Genomic DNA, 16,577 nt, shown 5'->3' on the forward strand with positions numbered 1-16,577 from the left:
AATCTTTTTTACTCAAAAATCTGCTGAATGACTTCTAAGGAATTCGGAATCCTAAAATCCGTAATATGATAATGATAGTATACCAGAAGACTATCCAGAAAATTTTTCCTGATTTGCGGATGGATTTTTATCTGATAAGGATATTCTGCTGAAATAATGCTTTTCCAGAGACCGGAAATTTCTTCAGTAAATAACTGATGCGTTAAATTTTGAGAAAAAATGCCTGTTTCCGGATCTAAATATTTTCCTTCATTAATCAAAGGAGCAACACCTTGAATATTTAAAATTTTGACAAGGAAAATTAAATGGGACTGGTAGTTATTTTGAATCAGTTCATCAATAAATTCATTAATGCTAACGAAAATCCTTGTATTTTTATTTTCGTGCCTCAAAATCTGATTCAATAAATCTGAAATGAAAAATACCACTGTATTGGCTCTGATATCCGTATATATATCATTATTCCGGACAAGCTCAAACCCGGAGACAGATGCTATACTGTTTCCTTTAGCTGAATTGATGGAAAAATTAAGTTGATTTAAGGGCAAAAGCAAAGCTTTCTTTTTATTCCTTTTGGAGTACACTCCCTTCAGAAAATAACTCTGAAAGCCGTCCTCTTCCGTAAAACAATGCAAAACCGCATCATTTTCCCCGTATTTTATCAGTGAAAGTAAAAATCCTTTTTGTGAGTTCATTAATTCACCACAGCTATTTTAGCGGTAGCTTTATCCGATCCGTCCTCATTGGTCATCAATACAAAATAAATTCCCGAAGCTACTCTGGAGCCTCTTTGGTTATTGAGATCCCATTCGTAATAGCCACCTCTTGCTACTGCTGAATGTACTACATTTCCTGCCGCATCCGTAATTCGGATATTCGTTTTTTCAGCTAAACCTTTGATGGTAACCTTACCTTTGAAATTGGAATATACCACTGGATTCGGATATACCAGTACATTCCCGAAGTTGGAGGTTACATCTGCTACATCCCCCTGATAAGTAACAATCCCGTCATAGGAAACAAAATAAACTTTTCCTGTTTTTCTGTCCACTTTTATATCCGTGATGCTATTCGTTGGAAGAGGAGAGTTTTCTTTGGTAAAATGCTTTATGGTTTGTTGTCCGTCAGAGGACAGATAATAAACGCCTCCACCATCTACGGAAACCCATTTATGATCTCCTGCATCTACTTCTATCTGTAAGATCTGGGAATCTCTGAAAAGTTCTTCACCAATACCGTTTTGTTCAATGACAATCGGCTTCACTTCAGCGTTAGGCTCTTTTATAGCTACCACCGCATTGGATAATATCCTCAATCCACTGTCGGTTCCAATCCAGGCATCACCAGCTTTATCAATAGCCACTGAAAGGGTTCCGTTAGAATTTCCTGCAAAGCCATTGGCTTGGCTTAAGGTATATATGCCGTCATCAGAAACATTAGTAGGTGTATTTTTGTAATCGTAAGCGAAAAAGGTACTGTTTCTTGGAAGCGGAGTCCAAAATAATTTTTCATAATACAATGGTTTTTGCACAGCACTACTGAAATTGGTATTCTTAACGATAAACTTATCTGCTGTTTTATCATAAGCTGCCATTCCTGCAGTACCATTTTCCACAAATGAGATAGAAGCAAATAAATTGTTCTGATCATCATAGGTAAGTCCTACCGGCCGGAAGAAAAAAACACTTGGGGTCCCGAGATCATAATAGTTAACGAAATCAAAGTCTTTGGTAGAAGCATTATATTTCATTTTATGGATACCATGCCCATCTGAAAAGGTGTAATTAGCAAAAAATACCTCACTGATGTCACTAGGGTTTGCGGTTACATCCAAGACATTGAATATTTTATTGGTGTTGACAAAATACGAAGGATAAATCCATTGCATTCCGTCGAAATAGTAAAAGCCGGGATTTTTAGCATTAGCTAGTGGAGTATTGAATCTTGATTCTCTTCCGCCACTTGAAACCAAAAGTTGGTTATTATCATATAAGCTGATTTTATATGAATAGTTGAAATAAGGGCCGTCCGGTTTGAAAATGGTGTTACTTTCATCTTTAATGCCTGATAAAATAGTCCCTCCGTATACTTTTCCATTAATGGAAGTGGCAGTATTACACTCCTCACCGAAACTTACTGTTCCGCTTGCTGTTCCATTTGTATTGAAATTATAAACTCTGTTTTGGTCTGTTACAATAATGTTATTCGTAGTAACAACAACATCATGGATTTTGGTAAACGTTTGAGGTAATGGAGTAGACGTTCCACTATTATACAGATAAGCAGTAGTAGGACTTGAAAATGTAAGAACGGATTCCGAGTCAACATGAGTAAATGTTCCGGCCATCTCCGTAGTCCATGTCGAAAAAACGGGGAAGGTGGTATTCATTTCATGGCTCTTTAACCCTGTGTTGGTTGCAGAAAATACTTTATTACCAAGAATTGTGGCTTCATTACTTGCTTCGTATACTCCACCTGTCATAAAAAAAGCAGAATCTCCGAACTCTTTACTGTTTAAGTTGAAAATAGAAACGCCATAGCCTACCGATACGACAGCTTTATCGCCTGTAATAGAGATATGATTGATTCTTTTACTGCCATTATACCCTGTTGCAATAGGAATATCCACAACATAGGTTATACCTTCCGGAGTGATGACGTCTAATGATCCGTTCTGATAACCCACAAGACCTATTTTGGTTTGAGGATTATAATCAAAAGCAGAGATTTTGACTTCATGTAAACCATTAGCTTTAGATAATTTAGTAATCTCACCTGATGAGATTGTATAATAAAAGACTCCGTTTTCTGTAGCAGCAACAATTTTTCCGTTATCTTCTTTCATGGCGAGGACATTATTATAGGAGAATAAGTCCGCCCATTTTTTTGAAGAGATAACCTGTGCGTTTGCCCATTGAAAAGAGGCTAAAATACCAAGGGAAATGATGGAGAATTTTTTCATATTATACTGTTATGCTGCTATCTATTGCCTGGTTATTCCAGGAAATATGTTGTATATTTTTATTGGAGTCAAAATAAAAATCTATTCTGCCGAGAAGAAGCCCGGCCCAACCCACCTGGTTCACCAGAACATTCTTGCCTTGTCTGTTTTGGAAAGTTTGAGGCTCCGGTAAGAAGGTATGGGTATGCCCGCCCAAAATCAGATCAATATTTTCTGTTTTTATGGCTAAGATTTTATCACTTACTTTATTGGGATCATCTTTGTAATCATACCCTATATGGGATAAGCAGATGACAAGATCACATTTTTGATCTTTCTTTAAAAAATTGGAATAGTGTTGGGCAACTTCAACAGGATCTGAATAAACAGTTTCCTGATATTGTTTTTTCCCGACCAATCCATCCAATTGTATTCCTACTCCGAAAATTCCAACCTTTATTCCGTTTTTGTTGAAAATTTTATAAGGAGATGTCTTTCCGTCCAAAATGGTATTTTTAAAATCATAATTGGAACAAATAAAAGGAAACCTGGCATTGGGCAATACTTTTAAAAACCCGTCCAGTCCATTATCGAAATCATGATTTCCCATAGTAGAGGCGTCATACTTCATCATAGACATTAACTTGAATTCAAGCTCGCCACCGAAAAAATTAAAATAAGGAGTCCCCTGGAAGATATCACCGGAATCAAGTAATAAAATATTGTTTTCCTGGCTTCTGATCTGTTGAATAAGGCTTGCTCTTCTGGCAAAACCTCCCTGATTGGGATTTTTCGTATAGCTTTCGTCAAAAGGCTCTATTCTGCTGTGCTGATCATTGGTATGCAGGATGGTAAGTTTATTTGCGGATACAAAATTATTAACCTTTACACCTTCTGCCATCACCATTCCCGGAGCTAAAGCTATTGCTAAAGTACCACTACCTACTGCCTTTAAAAAATGTTTTCTATCCATTATTTCTTACCGATAAAATTTAAACGAACATCCGTGTTGGGAATCACCTCAGGATTTTTCTTAAAATAATCTATGAATAAATCCCTTAATTTAATTCCTGTGGGAATCATCTCGCCTTTGGCAAAGAATTTCATATTATCACCTCCCAAAGCCAGATAATCGGATGTGGCAATATAATAATCCTGGTTGGGATTTACGGCCTTTCCGTTAATTAAAGTTCTGGATAGCTGTCCGTTTTGGGTTTCAATATATAAATGGGAAACAGGGTTATTAACCTGTGTTTTTGCATAATAATCAAAAAGTCCCTGCAGATCTGTTCCTTTCATTTTTACGATGATGACCTCATTTTCGAAAGGCATGACTTCAAATATACTCTTGAGAAGAATATCTCCTTTCCCGATGGTAGTACGGATTCCTCCGATATTAATCAACGCGGCATCGACTTCTTTTTTCAAATTGCTTTTTGCCCATTCATTAGCACCATCAAAAGTATAATCTGCTAAAAGATTTCCCAGATTGCTGTTATCACCCTGTTTGGTAAGATCTACACTGGTATGAGAGATTTTTTGGTTCATCTCCCTGTCCAATTTTTGTTTATAAGGTTCAATAACTTTTACAAATTCCTCATCATTTTTCAGCTCATTATTAATAGAAATATTTTTTTGTGTCTGCACATTGGCAACCTGTAAAGAAGTAGTTTTACAAGCTATAAGTGAAACCAAAGCAATTCCTATTAATAAGAATTTATTTTTCATATTTTCTTTTAGTATATGCAAATATAATTATATGTATAATAAAACATTATTATTTATTACAAATTTCTTGGTCTAAATTATTAAATTTGGGGAAAATATTTCAAAAAATGAGCATACTAAAAGGAGTAGGTGTAGCTTTGGTGACACCCTTTAATGAAGATTTATCCGTTGACTTCGAAAGTTTGACAAAGCTAGTGGAGTATAACATTGAGAACGGAACCAATTATCTGGTTGTTTTAGGAACTACAGCAGAGGCTGCAACGCTTTCTGATGAAGAAAAGAAACAGGTAGTGGATCATATCATTAAAGTGAATAATAAACGCCTGCCTTTAGTATTGGGAATTGGCGGTAACAATACTTTTGAAGTAAAAAAGCAAATCGAAGAAACAGATCTTTCAGCTTTCGAGGCCGTACTATCTGTATCTCCTTATTATAATAAACCTAATCAGGAAGGGCTTTATCAGCATTATAAAGTACTGGCTTCTACAGGAAAGAACATTATTATTTATAATGTGCCTTCAAGAACGGGACAAAATATTGAGGCAGACACTACTTTGCGTCTGGCAAAAGAATTCCCTAATTTATTTCTGATTAAAGAAGCAGCTCCTAATATTCTTCAGTATTTTGATATTCTGAGAAAGAAACCTGAAGGATTCTCTTTGGTATCTGGGGATGATGAATATACTTTACCTGTAACCCTTGCAGGGGGTGATGGGGTAATTTCGGTAATCGGGCAGGCTTATCCAAAAGAGTTTTCTACGATGGTACAGTTAGCTTTTGATGGTAAAGTAAAGGAAGCATACGAAATTCACAATAAGCTGGTTGAGATCACCCGATTGATTTTTGCTGAGGGTAATCCTTGTGGAATTAAAGTTGTTCTGACTGAAAAAGGAATTATTAAAAATTACCTGAGATTACCTCTTGTTCCGGCTTCGGAAGGGTTATATGCTAAAATAAAGACAGAAATGGCTGCCATCTAAGAAAGAGATACCTATCTGAAACAGTATTTATTCTTACTGTTTTAAATTGAGTGACGGTAGTTTTAAATAATAAACATATAGTGAAAGGCTTGGCTTTTCACTTTTTTTAATCTGAAAAATTATGAAACTGATCAAAGCAACTGTAGAGGAAATTTCTCTTATTCAGGATCTGGCGAGAAGATCATGGGAAAATGCCTATGCTGACATTCTTTCCCGGGAACAAATGGAATACATGCTGGGAACCATGTATTCTCATGACGAGATTGCGGGCCAATTTCAGAATCTTGAATATCATTACTATCTGATACTGGATGAAATTAATAATTCTTTTGAAGGATTCATCGGGTATGAGCATGGGTATGAAAAAGGAACCACAAAACTTCATCGTATCTATCTTACTCCTGAAAGTAAAGGAAAAGGCTTTGGAAAGGAAGCATTGAAGTTCCTTACGCAAAAAGTCTATGAAAGAGGGGATCACAGAATTATTCTTAATGTGAATAAATATAATAGTGCACAGAAATTTTACGAATCCCAGGGATACAGAGTGTATGGTGAAGGGGTTTTTGATATTGGAAATAATTTTGTTATGGATGACTTCCTGATGGAGTTCTTAATTCACTGATTATTGACTTAAAATTCTGTAAGATTTAATTATAATTCTATAACAAGTGATCTGTTTTTTTAATTCATCTTTGTATCAGAACCAAATCACTTTTAAATAATACATTCATATGCTTGGTTTTAAGCTGTTCTAGCTTTTTATCAGTATATTTTTTTCATCCTTAGTGTTTAAATTCCTGTATTCAATAATGCAGGAGTTTTTTGCGTTTTAATAAAAAAATGATTTTTTTTAATCTAATTCACTTTGTTTTGAAATAAATTGTTATATTTACTAAAATTTTTACACACTATACAAGGATGAAAATGTACGTAAAGTTTGATTTCAATGCGCTCTGTAAGAAAGTATTGGATGAAAAATTAAAGGAACAAGGTATTAAGTACCGTCTGCTGAATTTCGGGGAAGTAGAATTTTATGAATCATTAACCCAGGAACAGCATATGGTTTTTAAGAAGAACCTTGAAGATTATGGCATTGAAATCATAGAAAGCCAAAAAACAGTACTGGTGCAGAAAATAAAAGATGCTATTGTGAAATTGGTTTTTTCTGAGGAGATCGTTCCTGTGAAAGCTTCTATCTATATTGCTGAGAAGCTGGGACACAGCTATGGATATTTGTCTAATTTGTTTTCAGAGATTGCTCATACTTCTATAGAGAATTTTATTATTCTTCAGAAAATTGAGCATGCTAAAGAATTGATTATTAATAATAAACAAAGTCTGACTGAAATTGCGCACAAACTTAACTATTCCAGCGTGGCACATCTGAGTACACAGTTTAAAAATACAACCGGAATAACACCGTCCCAATTTCAAAAGATCATTACAAAAAGAAGAAAAATTCAGAGTCAGGCTATTAATTCTAAAATGCTCTATGAATAAAGAATATCTTAATGTTATAGTGGCAGATCATGAAGAGGGAAATGTGGTTTATTTTAAAGATATACTGAAAGATCTGAAGATTGACATCAAAGTTCAGATGTTCTGGAACGGAGAAGATTTGATGAAGTATCTGAATACCGAAAATAATATTGTTCCGGAAGTTCTTTTTATAGCTCATAATCTGGCTAAAAAAAGTGGACTGGAGTGCCTTGAAGAAATCAAATCAGATATCAGATTGAATAATATGGTGAATGTGGTATATTCAGATCGTTTTTCAGACCAGGAAGCGGATGAGCTTTTTGTAAAAGGAGCCAATGTTTGTTTTAACAGACCAGCTGAATATAAAGCTTTAAAAAAAATAATTACTGAAGTTATTACGATCAATTGGCAGTATCATACTTCCGGATTAAACAAAGATAACTTTATTATGAAAGTAGGATGAAAAATAGGAGCTTGGTAAAGCAGAACACAATTATATTCGAAGCATAATATTCACGCAAAAGTGAAAATTTTATAAAGATTAAACAGAATAATATAATTTTTTTTGACCTCAGTATCATCAATTTTGTAATGCAAAACAACAATGCAAATTTGATTATTGAAACAAACACAGATAAATCATTGCTGAATTAGAAAGCTAAAAATATAAATCACAATGTTAGTTCAACAAAATGGATTATCAATTTCCAATGGTAAAGCGTAGAAGATCTTTAAACAAAACGGTACAATCATGAAAACTCAATGGTTAAAGGATAGCATATTCGTTTCATTTTAATTCCTTTAACAACATCAGTTAGTTTTTATAATAAGCAAGTTGGAAACATAATTCATTTTGTTTTTTATATCTATAGACTGCAGCTTTACACCAATTCAATTCCCTATAAGTATTTTCAAACCTTATCATAAAATATGGGCTGCAGAACTAGGATACATTTTAAAGAAGATTAAAGTAAATTTCTTCTAAATAACAGTTTTATAAGGGGCCGCGTTAAGATTATTCTTATCGCGGTTTTTTTATGAAATTTTACTCCATTTATTTTTCCCTTTATAATATTTCAGGTAATAATTTTTGATGATCTGATTGTCCGGCCTTGCCAATAAAGGATCAGCTTCAAGAATCTTTTCCACAGATTTCTTGGTGATTTTAATGATGGCGGAATCTTTTACCAGGTCCAGTCTTTTAAAATCCACTACGCCGCTTTGTTGTGTCCCCAGAATATCTCCGGGCCCCCGAAGCTGCATATCCACTTCAGAAATTTTGAAGCCATCATTCGTCTCTGTCATGGTTTTGATGCGGGTTCTGCTTTCTGTAGATAACTTATCGGAAGTCATGAGGATACAATAGCTTTGTTCTGCACCTCTTCCCACACGGCCACGAAGTTGATGAAGCTGGGATAACCCGAATCTTTCGGCACTTTCAATAACCATAACTGAAGCGTTCGGAACATTTACTCCCACTTCAATTACTGTAGTTGCAACCATAATTTCCGATTTTCCGGATGCGAAATCATTCATTGCCGTATCTTTTTCATCAGGTTTCATTCTTCCATGAAGCATGGTTACACTATATTCTGAAAATGATTGTACAATATGGTCGAAGCCCTCCATTAAATTTTTATAATCCAAAGTTTCAGATTCCTCAATCAAAGGATATACAAAATAGACCTGCCTGCCTTTTTTAATCTCATCCCGGCAGAAATTATAAACAAAAACTCTGTCTTTTTCACGCCTGTGGGCTGTAATGATAGGCTTTCTTCCGACAGGCATCTCATCAATCACAGAAACATCCAGGTCAGAATAAAAGCTCATAGCCAGAGTCCTTGGAATAGGAGTGGCGGTCATGATCAGAATATGAGGCGGGATCTTATTTTTAGCCCATAGCTTGGCCCTTTGTGCCACTCCGAATCTGTGCTGCTCATCAATAATTGCTAGCCCCAGTTTTTTAAATCTGACTTTATCTTCTAAAACGGCATGGGTTCCCACTAAAATGGAAAGTGTTCCGTTTTCAAGTTCTTCATGAATGACTTTTCTTTCGGATACTTTTGTGGACCCGGTTAAAAGCCGGACATTTACCTCAGTGCCCTTTAAAAGATCTTTTATTCCGTTATAGTGTTGTTGGGCGAGAATTTCTGTCGGGGCCATCATACAGCTTTGAAAACCATTGTCCATTGCAATCAGCATCGTAAGCAGAGCTACCATTGTTTTTCCCGAACCCACATCTCCTTGTAAAAGCCTGTTCATCTGAACCGGCTTCTTCATATCCTGCCGTATTTCTTTCAAAACCCTCTTTTGCGCATTGGTGAGTTCAAAAGGAAGATGGTTTTTATAAAATCCGGTGAAATAATCCCCTACAATTGGAAAGGGATTTCCGAAAGATTGTGTTTTGTGATGCAGTTTTTTCAAACCGTAACCGAGTTGGAAAAAGAACGATTCTTCAAACTTTAAACGGTGATCGGCTTTCTCAAAATATTCCATATTCTTTGGAAAATGAATATTCAGGTAAGTGTTCTGCCTGGAAAGAAATTTAAAAGACTTCATTATATACTCAGGAAGGTTTTCCTGAATAAGGTTAGGGATTTCCTTACAGATGTTTCGCAGGATACCCTGAAAGAACTTTTGGTTGAGCCCGCGTTTTGTAAGCTTTTCCGAACTTGGATAAATGGGTCTTAGACGATTGTCGCTTTCCTTTTTCTCTTCAATTTCTATTTCCGGATGCGGCATGGAAAACTGATTGTTGAAAAGATTCACTTTTCCGAAAATATAGATTTCACGGTTGATGGGAAGCTGTTCTTTCATCCATTTTGAATACTGGAACCAGACCAGGTCCATTGTTCCCGTATCATCATTGAATTTGGCAGAGAGCCTTTTCGTTTTTCCGGTCTGGATTTCCTGAACCTGAGTGATTTTTCCTTTTAATTGAACATCAAGGTTATTCTGCTTGAGTTGTGAAATTTTGTACACCTTATTTTTATCCAGATAGCGGATAGGGAAGAAGTTCAAAAAATCCTCCACAGTGGAAATTCCAAGCACATTTTTAATGAGCTTGGCTCTTTCGGGGCCAATTCCTTTTACATATTCTATGGAGGTTTCTAATGTCATTGGAGTATAGCAGAACGTGATTTTTTGAAGGAATAAATAAGACCGGCAATTAAACCTATAATTCCACCGGCATAACTGAAATTATGCATAGACCCAACGGAGATGAAATTTTTAAAATCAATAAGGTGAGCAGGAATATACCAATGATTAAATTCGGATTTTGGCTGATTTGATACTATGAATTTTCCATATAACAATCCAATTATTCCTGTGATGAACGCAACTATAAGAGCAATGAAAATTGATGTCATTGACACATTAAGCATTGTTTTCCAATCTTTATGTCTTAAACCGAAAATTCCTAAGATTAATCCCAGAAACAATCCAAACCACCAGGTTGCCAAAAAACCTACAATTGTTACTTTTTCTCTTATACTATAATATTCTTCATCCAGCTTAAACTGGATAAACTTAAATTTGGTGTAATACTCAGGTGAAATACTATAAGTAATCTGATCATGCAAAATACCATAAATGCCCGCAAGCAAAGAAGCGATACCGGCAATCAGAAAAACCATTGAAAATTTTTTCAGTATTTCTTTCATAAATAAAGGTCCGAATTTCGGTAAAATAAAAAAGACTTCCAAAAAATTGAAAATCTTATTTATGTTGAGATCTTGTATTTCGATACTTGAATTACCGGTTAATCTTTTATGTTAGATTTGAATTTTTTCTGATAATCTTCCCACTCTTCCCGGGTACGGATTTTCTTGTATAAGTCTTTTGATATTAATTCTAGGTAGGGTTCCAGTTCTTTAGCAGATAATTCTCCTTGCAGAATTGTGATAGGACCTCCGCTTTCATCTAAAAATACGGTACTTGGAACTGCCCCTACATTCATATACTGAGTGAATTCATGGAGAGAATTTCTGCCTCTTTTCTGTTCAGTATTTGGGTTAGAAAATGTTCTTCCTAAAATCTCGATACTCTTTTTTTCTTCCGCATTGAATCTTACAGGATAGTATTTTTCATTTAAAATTTCAGCAATTACGGTATGACCGTACGTTTTTTTGTCCATTATTTTGCATGGGCCACACCAATCTGCATAAAAATCAATAAGTATTTTCTTCGGATTTTCCTTCTGGGCTTTGAGAGCTTCCTCAATAGTCATCCATTTTACCTGTGCAAAACTTATCTGCAACAATAACAGGCAAACTATGCTTAGAATTTTTTTCATAAATTTTGTAATTACAAATAAAAATAAGCATAATTCGCTTACAATTATTTTACATCTTGCATTAATTTTCTCACGTACGGTGATATCAAAATTAATACCACTCCGGCAATTACAGCATATAATCCTAATTGTTTGTAGCCTTCCGTATAGGTAATCAAAGCGTCATAATTGGTAGAACCTTCCTTCGCTGTTGCCATACCTGCACCGATAATTCCTGCTACGTACTGCCCGTAAGCAGAGGCCAAAAACCACATTCCCATCATCATTCCCTGAAGATTCTTAGTGGAAAGCTTCGTCATGATCGACAGGCCGATAGGAGAGAGGCAAAGTTCTCCCAATGTGATGATCAAAAGTGCGATCGTAAAGAAATTTAATGAAGTGATACCTGCAGCATTGGCAAAAAGTCTTGTAGCAAATAATACATAATAACCTGCTCCAAGGAAAATAAAGCCTAATCCGAATTTTACAAGAGTATTAGGCTCTATTTTTCTTTTATTCAGCCAGATCCATAATAAACCGATAAGGGGTGCGAGGAAAATAATAAAAAATGCTCCACCGGAATTGTTAACTCCATTGGGATCTAATCCAAGAAGGTCGTTATTCAAATTCTTAGCAGCGAAAATACTTAGAGAACCTCCACTTTGTTCATAGATTCCCCAAAATAAAATGGAAAATAAAATGAAAACTAAAGCGGCCCAAAGTTTTTTGCGCTCAGAAGGCGTTACTTTAGTCATTTCATAGAATAAATAGATCAGTGTCAAGGGTCCGATGGCCCACATAAAATAATCTGTATATTCCGTTTTGGCGACCATTGTCATAATCAAAGGGACAAAAACAAGTGACAATACGTATACACCATATTCTTTCCATTTTGGGATCGGTACTGATTTTACTTCAGCCAAAGGATGTCCCGGTTGCAAACCAATTGTTCCCAGACTTTTTTGAGTGAAGATGAAATTGATAAGACTGATCACCATTACAACGGCAGCAAGTCCGAAAGCGACATTCCATCTCAAATTTTCAGGAATCATATGATCAAGCAATTCTCCTTTTCCAATAGCAATACATAAATAACCTCCTAATAGAGCTCCTAAATTAATTCCTGCATAGAAAAGCGAAAAACCTGCATCAGCTCTTGCATCATTAGGTTTATACAATTGACCCACCATCGAGGAAATATTAGGTTTAAAGAAACCTGTTCCCACCACAGTAAATGCAATTCCCAAAAAGAAAAACTGGTGTGGATCTGCAGCCAGAATCAAGCTTCCTGCAATCATCAGGAGCCCACCCCAAAACAGAGATTTTCTAAAACCTAGTATTTTATCAGCGAAAAGCCCACCTATAAAGGTAAATGCATATACAAATGCCTGTGTGGCACCATATTGAAGATTAGCTTCCACCTCGTGGAAATTGAGTTGGGAAATCATAAAGAAAACCAGCATTCCACGCATTCCGTAGAAGCAGAAACGTTCCCACATTTCAGAAAAGAAAAGGCTCCATATTTGTTTTGGATACTTTCCTTTGAAATTCTGTATTTCATCCAGAGTTAAGCTCATTATATATTTTTTTTAGATTAACGAAAATAAAAAAAACCTCCGACTTTGCGGAGGTTTTATCCTATTTTGATATCAATTATTTTACACCATGCATCATTTTCTTCAATAAAGGAGAAATTAATGCTAAAATAACAGCAGCAATACCACACAATACAACGAATACCATGAAGAATTCAAATAAGTTGTGGATCTCAAATCCTGCAAAAGTAGGATTCTGTGTCGGAAGCTGAGCTTTTTCAAATGCTGCAGCCTGATCAGCTGTTAAAGTTACTTTTTTATCTAAAACATCTTGTAAGTTCACTCCAATTTCCTGTGCTTTTTTGAACTTATCACCCGTTGCCGGCAGGATTGAACCTAAAGTACCAGCTAAGGCATAACCTGCTGCATTGGAAATAAAGAATACCCCATATAATAACGAAGCGAATCTTTTTGGAGCTAATTTACCCACCAAGGATAAACCGATAGGAGATAAGCAAAGCTCACCACAGGTCTGGATAAAATAAAGAAGAATGAGCCATTTGATAGCAAGTAAGCCACTATTTCCTAAGTCCTTTACATTGTAGGCTATAATAAAATATGAAAGGGCAATAAGCGCTAAACCTAAAGCTTGTTTAAAGGGAGAAATAGGTTCTTTTCCTTTGGCTCTAAGATTATCCCACATCAAACTGAATGGGACAGCTAATATAACTACAAATAAACCATTGAAGATTTGTACCATTGAGGCCGGCATTTGCCAACCGAATAAGAATGTTCTGTCGGTCTGATTCGATGCAATGAAAGTCAATGAAGAACCTGCTTGCTCAAATGCTGCCCAGAAAAAAATGATGAAAAATGATACGATATAAATTACCCAGATTCTTTGTCTCTCCACCTTATTTTCTGCAGAGCTCATGATCAGGAATGCCAAAGAAATACCCGCAGAATAGATGAAAGGGTAGATAATTCCTTTGATCAATTGCCCCATTTCTACAGAACTGAATCCGAATTCACCTACTAGGATATATCTAAAAACGAAAAACAACGCAGCAAATATTAATCCGGTGATTCCTAAAGATACACCTGAAAACTTAGCGGTCTGAGTTTCACCTTCTTCGAAATCGGCACTTGTGTTATGTTTTGGCAATCCGCCGATAGGTCTTCCTTCCGGCGTTACCACATATTTATTTTTTAGGAAAAAGAATATAAGAGTACCCAAAATCATTGCTATTGCGGCAAGAAGGTATCCCCATTTAAAAACATAAGGGTCTTGTTTACCATCAACTACAACGTCTGCAATCATAGGAACAAAATACTGACTCAATAATGCTCCGATGTTAATTCCCATATAAAATATAGTAAATGCAGAGTCTAATTTTGTTTTCTCACTAGGTGGATAAAGACTTCCAACCATTGAAGAAATATTTGGTTTGAAAAATCCGTTTCCAAATATAATTACAAGAAGTCCTAGCCAAAATACACTCTTTGATAAATCAAGATTACCATCAAAGGTATTTGCACTATAGAATAATAATAATTGGCCAATAGCCATTAAACTACCTCCTAAAATAATACAGTATCTGTTACCTAGAAATCTATCCGAAATAAAACCACCTAATAAGGGAGTAAGGTAACATAATGCAAGAAATCCACCATAAATGATAGAAGCATTTGATTCACCTAACATCAAAGCGTGAACCATAAATAGACTGAGAATAGCCCTCATTCCATAAAAGTTGAAACGCTCCCACATCTCTGTGCTGAAAAGAACCCACAAACCTTTCGGGTGTCCTTTTTGCTGAACTGTATCCATATTTTCTTGTTAATTTTTGTTAAGACTAGCAAATATAGTTTTTTTTGAGTTTTTGACAAGGTTTTAATTTTATTTTAAACAAAAAAGCCATAGAATTATTCTACAGCTTTATATATTTATTAAAATACGTGATATTAATGTCCTTTTTCCTTCATGATATTATTTAATCTCTTTAACATGGAGAGCCCCAATAACGTTGCAAAGATCAATAAGGCAAAATTAACAAGGAAATAATTCATTTTGTTGTCATAACTGTACCATGTGCTCGCAAGAATCCCGGAAAGCTTGTTTCCTACAGAGTTGGCAAGGAAGAAGCCTCCCATCATCAACGCAGTGATTCTGGCAGGAGAAAGCTTGGATACAAAAGACAATCCCATCGGTGAAAGACACAATTCTCCTACTGTAATAACTCCATAACTCGCTACCAACCACCACGGAGAGACTTTTACAGCGCCATTATCACCAGCCATTACGGCTAAAACCATCACTAAGCATGAAAGCCCGGAGATAAACAATCCTAACACAATTTTTGTTGGAGTTAAAGGCTCTTTTCCTTTTCTTCGTAACATCGCCCAAAATCCTACTACAACAGGTGTTAAAGCAATTACCCAGAAAGGATTGATGGATTGAAATAATTCAGTATTGTATAAATACACTTTCTGGCCCGGACTTTTTTCTAGTGCCGCACGTTGCTCAGGAGAAATGTTTTTGAAATAAATATCTTTCCCTGTTGTTTTAATAGCTTTTCCATCTTCACCTTTCTGAGATTGATATTGGTCATCATATACAGGGACTTCTTTATCCTCGTAGCCTTTTCCGTCCACCATATAGATTCCCTCCAACGGCTTTTCCAGGGCAGCAGGAACACTTCTGTCCGTGTAATAATTCGCCCATCTGGTGAGTGCTGTTCCGTTCTGTTTGAAAACTGCCCAGAAAAACATGCTGATCAAAAAGATGGAAAGTAAAGCTCCAATCGAAGCTTTTTCATCCGGTTTGGCTTTGAAATAAAGAGAAACATAGAAATAAATAACGGGAATACATGCAAAAATAAATGCATCCGTATTGTCACTTCCGATAATATTACCAGGGATAAACCAACCGATTGCCCCGGCTATAATGGCAGGTAAAAAAACCTTCATTAAAATCTCAGAAAGCTTGGTATCTCCTTCCTGTACAGGTTTCATTTCGGCAGCATGGAGGTAATGTTTTCTACCGATAGTAAAAATAACAAGTCCGATCAACATTCCCACTCCGGCAGTGATGAATGCTTCACCCCAACCGAATTTATTACGCATGAACGCAGCAATAATATTACAGATAAAAGCCCCGATATTGATCCCCATATAGAAAATGTTGTATCCGGAATCTTTATTGGCTTTGTAAGGTTCTTCAGAATAAAGATTTCCTAATAACGTGGAAATAGTGGGTTTAAAGAAACCATTTCCGATAATGATCAATGCAAGAGAAGTATAAAATAAAGAGAGATCTTTGAAAACACCCATTCCAATATATCCTGCAGCCATTAAAATACCTCCTAAATAAATAGATCTGATATATCCCAATACTCTGTCTGCCAAAAAGCCTCCAATAAAAGGCGTAAGATAAGTAAGGGCAATATAAGTCCCAAAAATATCGTCAGCGGTTTTATCAGGAAGTCCGAGACCGCCACCTAGGCCGGTAGGCTCAATAACATATAAAACAAAAATTCCGAGAATCAGGTAATATCCGAAACGCTCCCACATTTCAGTAAAAAACAGATAAGGCAGGCCTTTAGGATGTTTAGTCTTCATATTTTCAAATTTCAAAT

Annotated in this window: 14 protein-coding genes; 4 read left to right on the forward strand and 10 right to left on the reverse strand. The window is 35.8% G+C overall.

All coding sequences use genetic code 11. From position 1 onward, the window contains the following. Nucleotides 1-8: 8 nt before the first annotated feature. From recO to BCF58_RS17100, 4 genes are read right to left on the reverse strand one after another with little or no spacing between them, the layout of a single operon-like run. Nucleotides 9-695 (reverse strand): DNA repair protein RecO, encoded by a 687-nt coding sequence (gene recO / locus BCF58_RS17085; protein WP_121463041.1) that lies wholly within the window; start codon nt 693-695, stop codon nt 9-11. Further along, nucleotides 695-2,962 (reverse strand): type IX secretion system anionic LPS delivery protein PorZ, encoded by a 2,268-nt coding sequence (gene porZ / locus BCF58_RS17090; protein WP_185144857.1) that lies wholly within the window; start codon nt 2,960-2,962, stop codon nt 695-697. The genes recO and porZ overlap by 1 nt, the downstream gene beginning before the upstream one ends. 1 nt (nt 2,963) lies before the next feature. After that, nucleotides 2,964-3,914, reverse strand: a complete 951-nt coding sequence (locus BCF58_RS17095) for a bifunctional metallophosphatase/5'-nucleotidase (protein ID WP_121463042.1) — start codon at nt 3,912-3,914, stop codon at nt 2,964-2,966. Continuing rightward, nucleotides 3,914-4,669: a 5'-nucleotidase C-terminal domain-containing protein gene (locus BCF58_RS17100; protein WP_121463043.1), complete on the reverse strand. Its 756-nt coding sequence runs from the start codon at nt 4,667-4,669 to the stop codon at nt 3,914-3,916. The genes BCF58_RS17095 and BCF58_RS17100 overlap by 1 nt, the downstream gene beginning before the upstream one ends. Before the next feature lie 107 nt (nt 4,670-4,776). Between BCF58_RS17100 and dapA the strand changes: the two genes are divergently transcribed. The 4 genes from dapA to BCF58_RS17120 all read left to right on the forward strand — a co-directional run bounded on the left by dapA (nt 4,777) and on the right by BCF58_RS17120 (nt 7,591). Then, entirely contained in the window at nt 4,777-5,649 is an 873-nt protein-coding gene (gene dapA / locus BCF58_RS17105) for a 4-hydroxy-tetrahydrodipicolinate synthase (protein WP_121463044.1), read from the forward strand. Between the two features lie 121 nt (nt 5,650-5,770). Beyond that, a complete protein-coding gene (locus BCF58_RS17110) occupies nt 5,771-6,271 on the forward strand; it encodes a GNAT family N-acetyltransferase (protein ID WP_121463045.1) in 501 nt (166 codons plus the stop codon). 296 nt (nt 6,272-6,567) lie between these two features. Beyond that, complete coding sequence (locus tag BCF58_RS17115; protein ID WP_121463046.1) at nt 6,568-7,149, forward strand: helix-turn-helix domain-containing protein; 582 nt, start codon at nt 6,568-6,570, stop codon at nt 7,147-7,149. After that, a complete protein-coding gene (locus BCF58_RS17120; protein ID WP_121463047.1) occupies nt 7,142-7,591 on the forward strand; it encodes a response regulator in 450 nt (149 codons plus the stop codon). Before BCF58_RS17115 ends, BCF58_RS17120 begins: the two co-directional genes overlap by 8 nt. Nucleotides 7,592-8,163: 572 nt before the next feature. Here BCF58_RS17120 and recG read toward each other — a convergent pair. The 6 genes from recG to BCF58_RS17150 form a co-directional block, all read right to left on the reverse strand. Further along, a complete protein-coding gene (gene recG / locus BCF58_RS17125; RefSeq protein ID WP_121463048.1) occupies nt 8,164-10,248 on the reverse strand; it encodes an ATP-dependent DNA helicase RecG in 2,085 nt (694 codons plus the stop codon). Further along, the gene (locus BCF58_RS17130) at nt 10,245-10,793 is read right to left on the reverse strand and encodes a hypothetical protein (RefSeq protein ID WP_121463049.1); all 549 of its coding nucleotides are present in this window, start codon (nt 10,791-10,793) and stop codon (nt 10,245-10,247) included. Before BCF58_RS17130 ends, recG begins: the two co-directional genes overlap by 4 nt. Before the next feature lie 98 nt (nt 10,794-10,891). Then, nucleotides 10,892-11,425, reverse strand: coding sequence for a thioredoxin family protein (locus BCF58_RS17135; RefSeq protein ID WP_121463050.1), 534 nt, complete (start codon nt 11,423-11,425; stop codon nt 10,892-10,894). Between the two features lie 44 nt (nt 11,426-11,469). Continuing rightward, nucleotides 11,470-12,981: a peptide MFS transporter gene (locus tag BCF58_RS17140; protein ID WP_121463051.1), complete on the reverse strand. Its 1,512-nt coding sequence runs from the start codon at nt 12,979-12,981 to the stop codon at nt 11,470-11,472. Nucleotides 12,982-13,057: 76 nt separating this feature from the next. Beyond that, nucleotides 13,058-14,770 carry a peptide MFS transporter gene (locus BCF58_RS17145; RefSeq protein ID WP_121463052.1) on the reverse strand — a complete coding sequence of 571 codons (1,713 nt, stop codon included), beginning with the start codon at nt 14,768-14,770 and terminating at the stop codon, nt 13,058-13,060. Between the two features lie 134 nt (nt 14,771-14,904). After that, the gene (locus BCF58_RS17150) at nt 14,905-16,560 is read right to left on the reverse strand and encodes a peptide MFS transporter (protein ID WP_121463069.1); all 1,656 of its coding nucleotides are present in this window, start codon (nt 16,558-16,560) and stop codon (nt 14,905-14,907) included. Between the last annotated feature and the right edge of the window lie 17 nt (nt 16,561-16,577).

The sequence above is a fragment of the Chryseobacterium defluvii genome (assembly GCF_003634775.1).
Taxonomy (GTDB): domain Bacteria; phylum Bacteroidota; class Bacteroidia; order Flavobacteriales; family Weeksellaceae; genus Chryseobacterium; species Chryseobacterium defluvii.

Bases quoted from the DNA above. Each gene is read 5' to 3' on its own strand.
- recO (WP_121463041.1), bottom strand. From the start codon at position 695: ATGAACTCACAAAAAGGATTTTTACTTTCACTGATAAAATACGGGGAA.
- porZ (WP_185144857.1), bottom strand. From the start codon at position 2,962: ATGAAAAAATTCTCCATCATTTCCCTTGGTATTTTAGCCTCTTTTCAA.
- BCF58_RS17095 (WP_121463042.1), bottom strand. From the start codon at position 3,914: ATGGATAGAAAACATTTTTTAAAGGCAGTAGGTAGTGGTACTTTAGCA.
- BCF58_RS17100 (WP_121463043.1), bottom strand. From the start codon at position 4,669: ATGAAAAATAAATTCTTATTAATAGGAATTGCTTTGGTTTCACTTATA.
- dapA (WP_121463044.1), top strand. From the start codon at position 4,777: ATGAGCATACTAAAAGGAGTAGGTGTAGCTTTGGTGACACCCTTTAAT.
- BCF58_RS17110 (WP_121463045.1), top strand. From the start codon at position 5,771: ATGAAACTGATCAAAGCAACTGTAGAGGAAATTTCTCTTATTCAGGAT.
- BCF58_RS17115 (WP_121463046.1), top strand. From the start codon at position 6,568: ATGAAAATGTACGTAAAGTTTGATTTCAATGCGCTCTGTAAGAAAGTA.
- BCF58_RS17120 (WP_121463047.1), top strand. From the start codon at position 7,142: ATGAATAAAGAATATCTTAATGTTATAGTGGCAGATCATGAAGAGGGA.
- recG (WP_121463048.1), bottom strand. From the start codon at position 10,248: ATGACATTAGAAACCTCCATAGAATATGTAAAAGGAATTGGCCCCGAA.
- BCF58_RS17130 (WP_121463049.1), bottom strand. From the start codon at position 10,793: ATGAAAGAAATACTGAAAAAATTTTCAATGGTTTTTCTGATTGCCGGT.
- BCF58_RS17135 (WP_121463050.1), bottom strand. From the start codon at position 11,425: ATGAAAAAAATTCTAAGCATAGTTTGCCTGTTATTGTTGCAGATAAGT.
- BCF58_RS17140 (WP_121463051.1), bottom strand. From the start codon at position 12,981: ATGAGCTTAACTCTGGATGAAATACAGAATTTCAAAGGAAAGTATCCA.
- BCF58_RS17145 (WP_121463052.1), bottom strand. From the start codon at position 14,770: ATGGATACAGTTCAGCAAAAAGGACACCCGAAAGGTTTGTGGGTTCTT.
- BCF58_RS17150 (WP_121463069.1), bottom strand. From the start codon at position 16,560: ATGAAGACTAAACATCCTAAAGGCCTGCCTTATCTGTTTTTTACTGAA.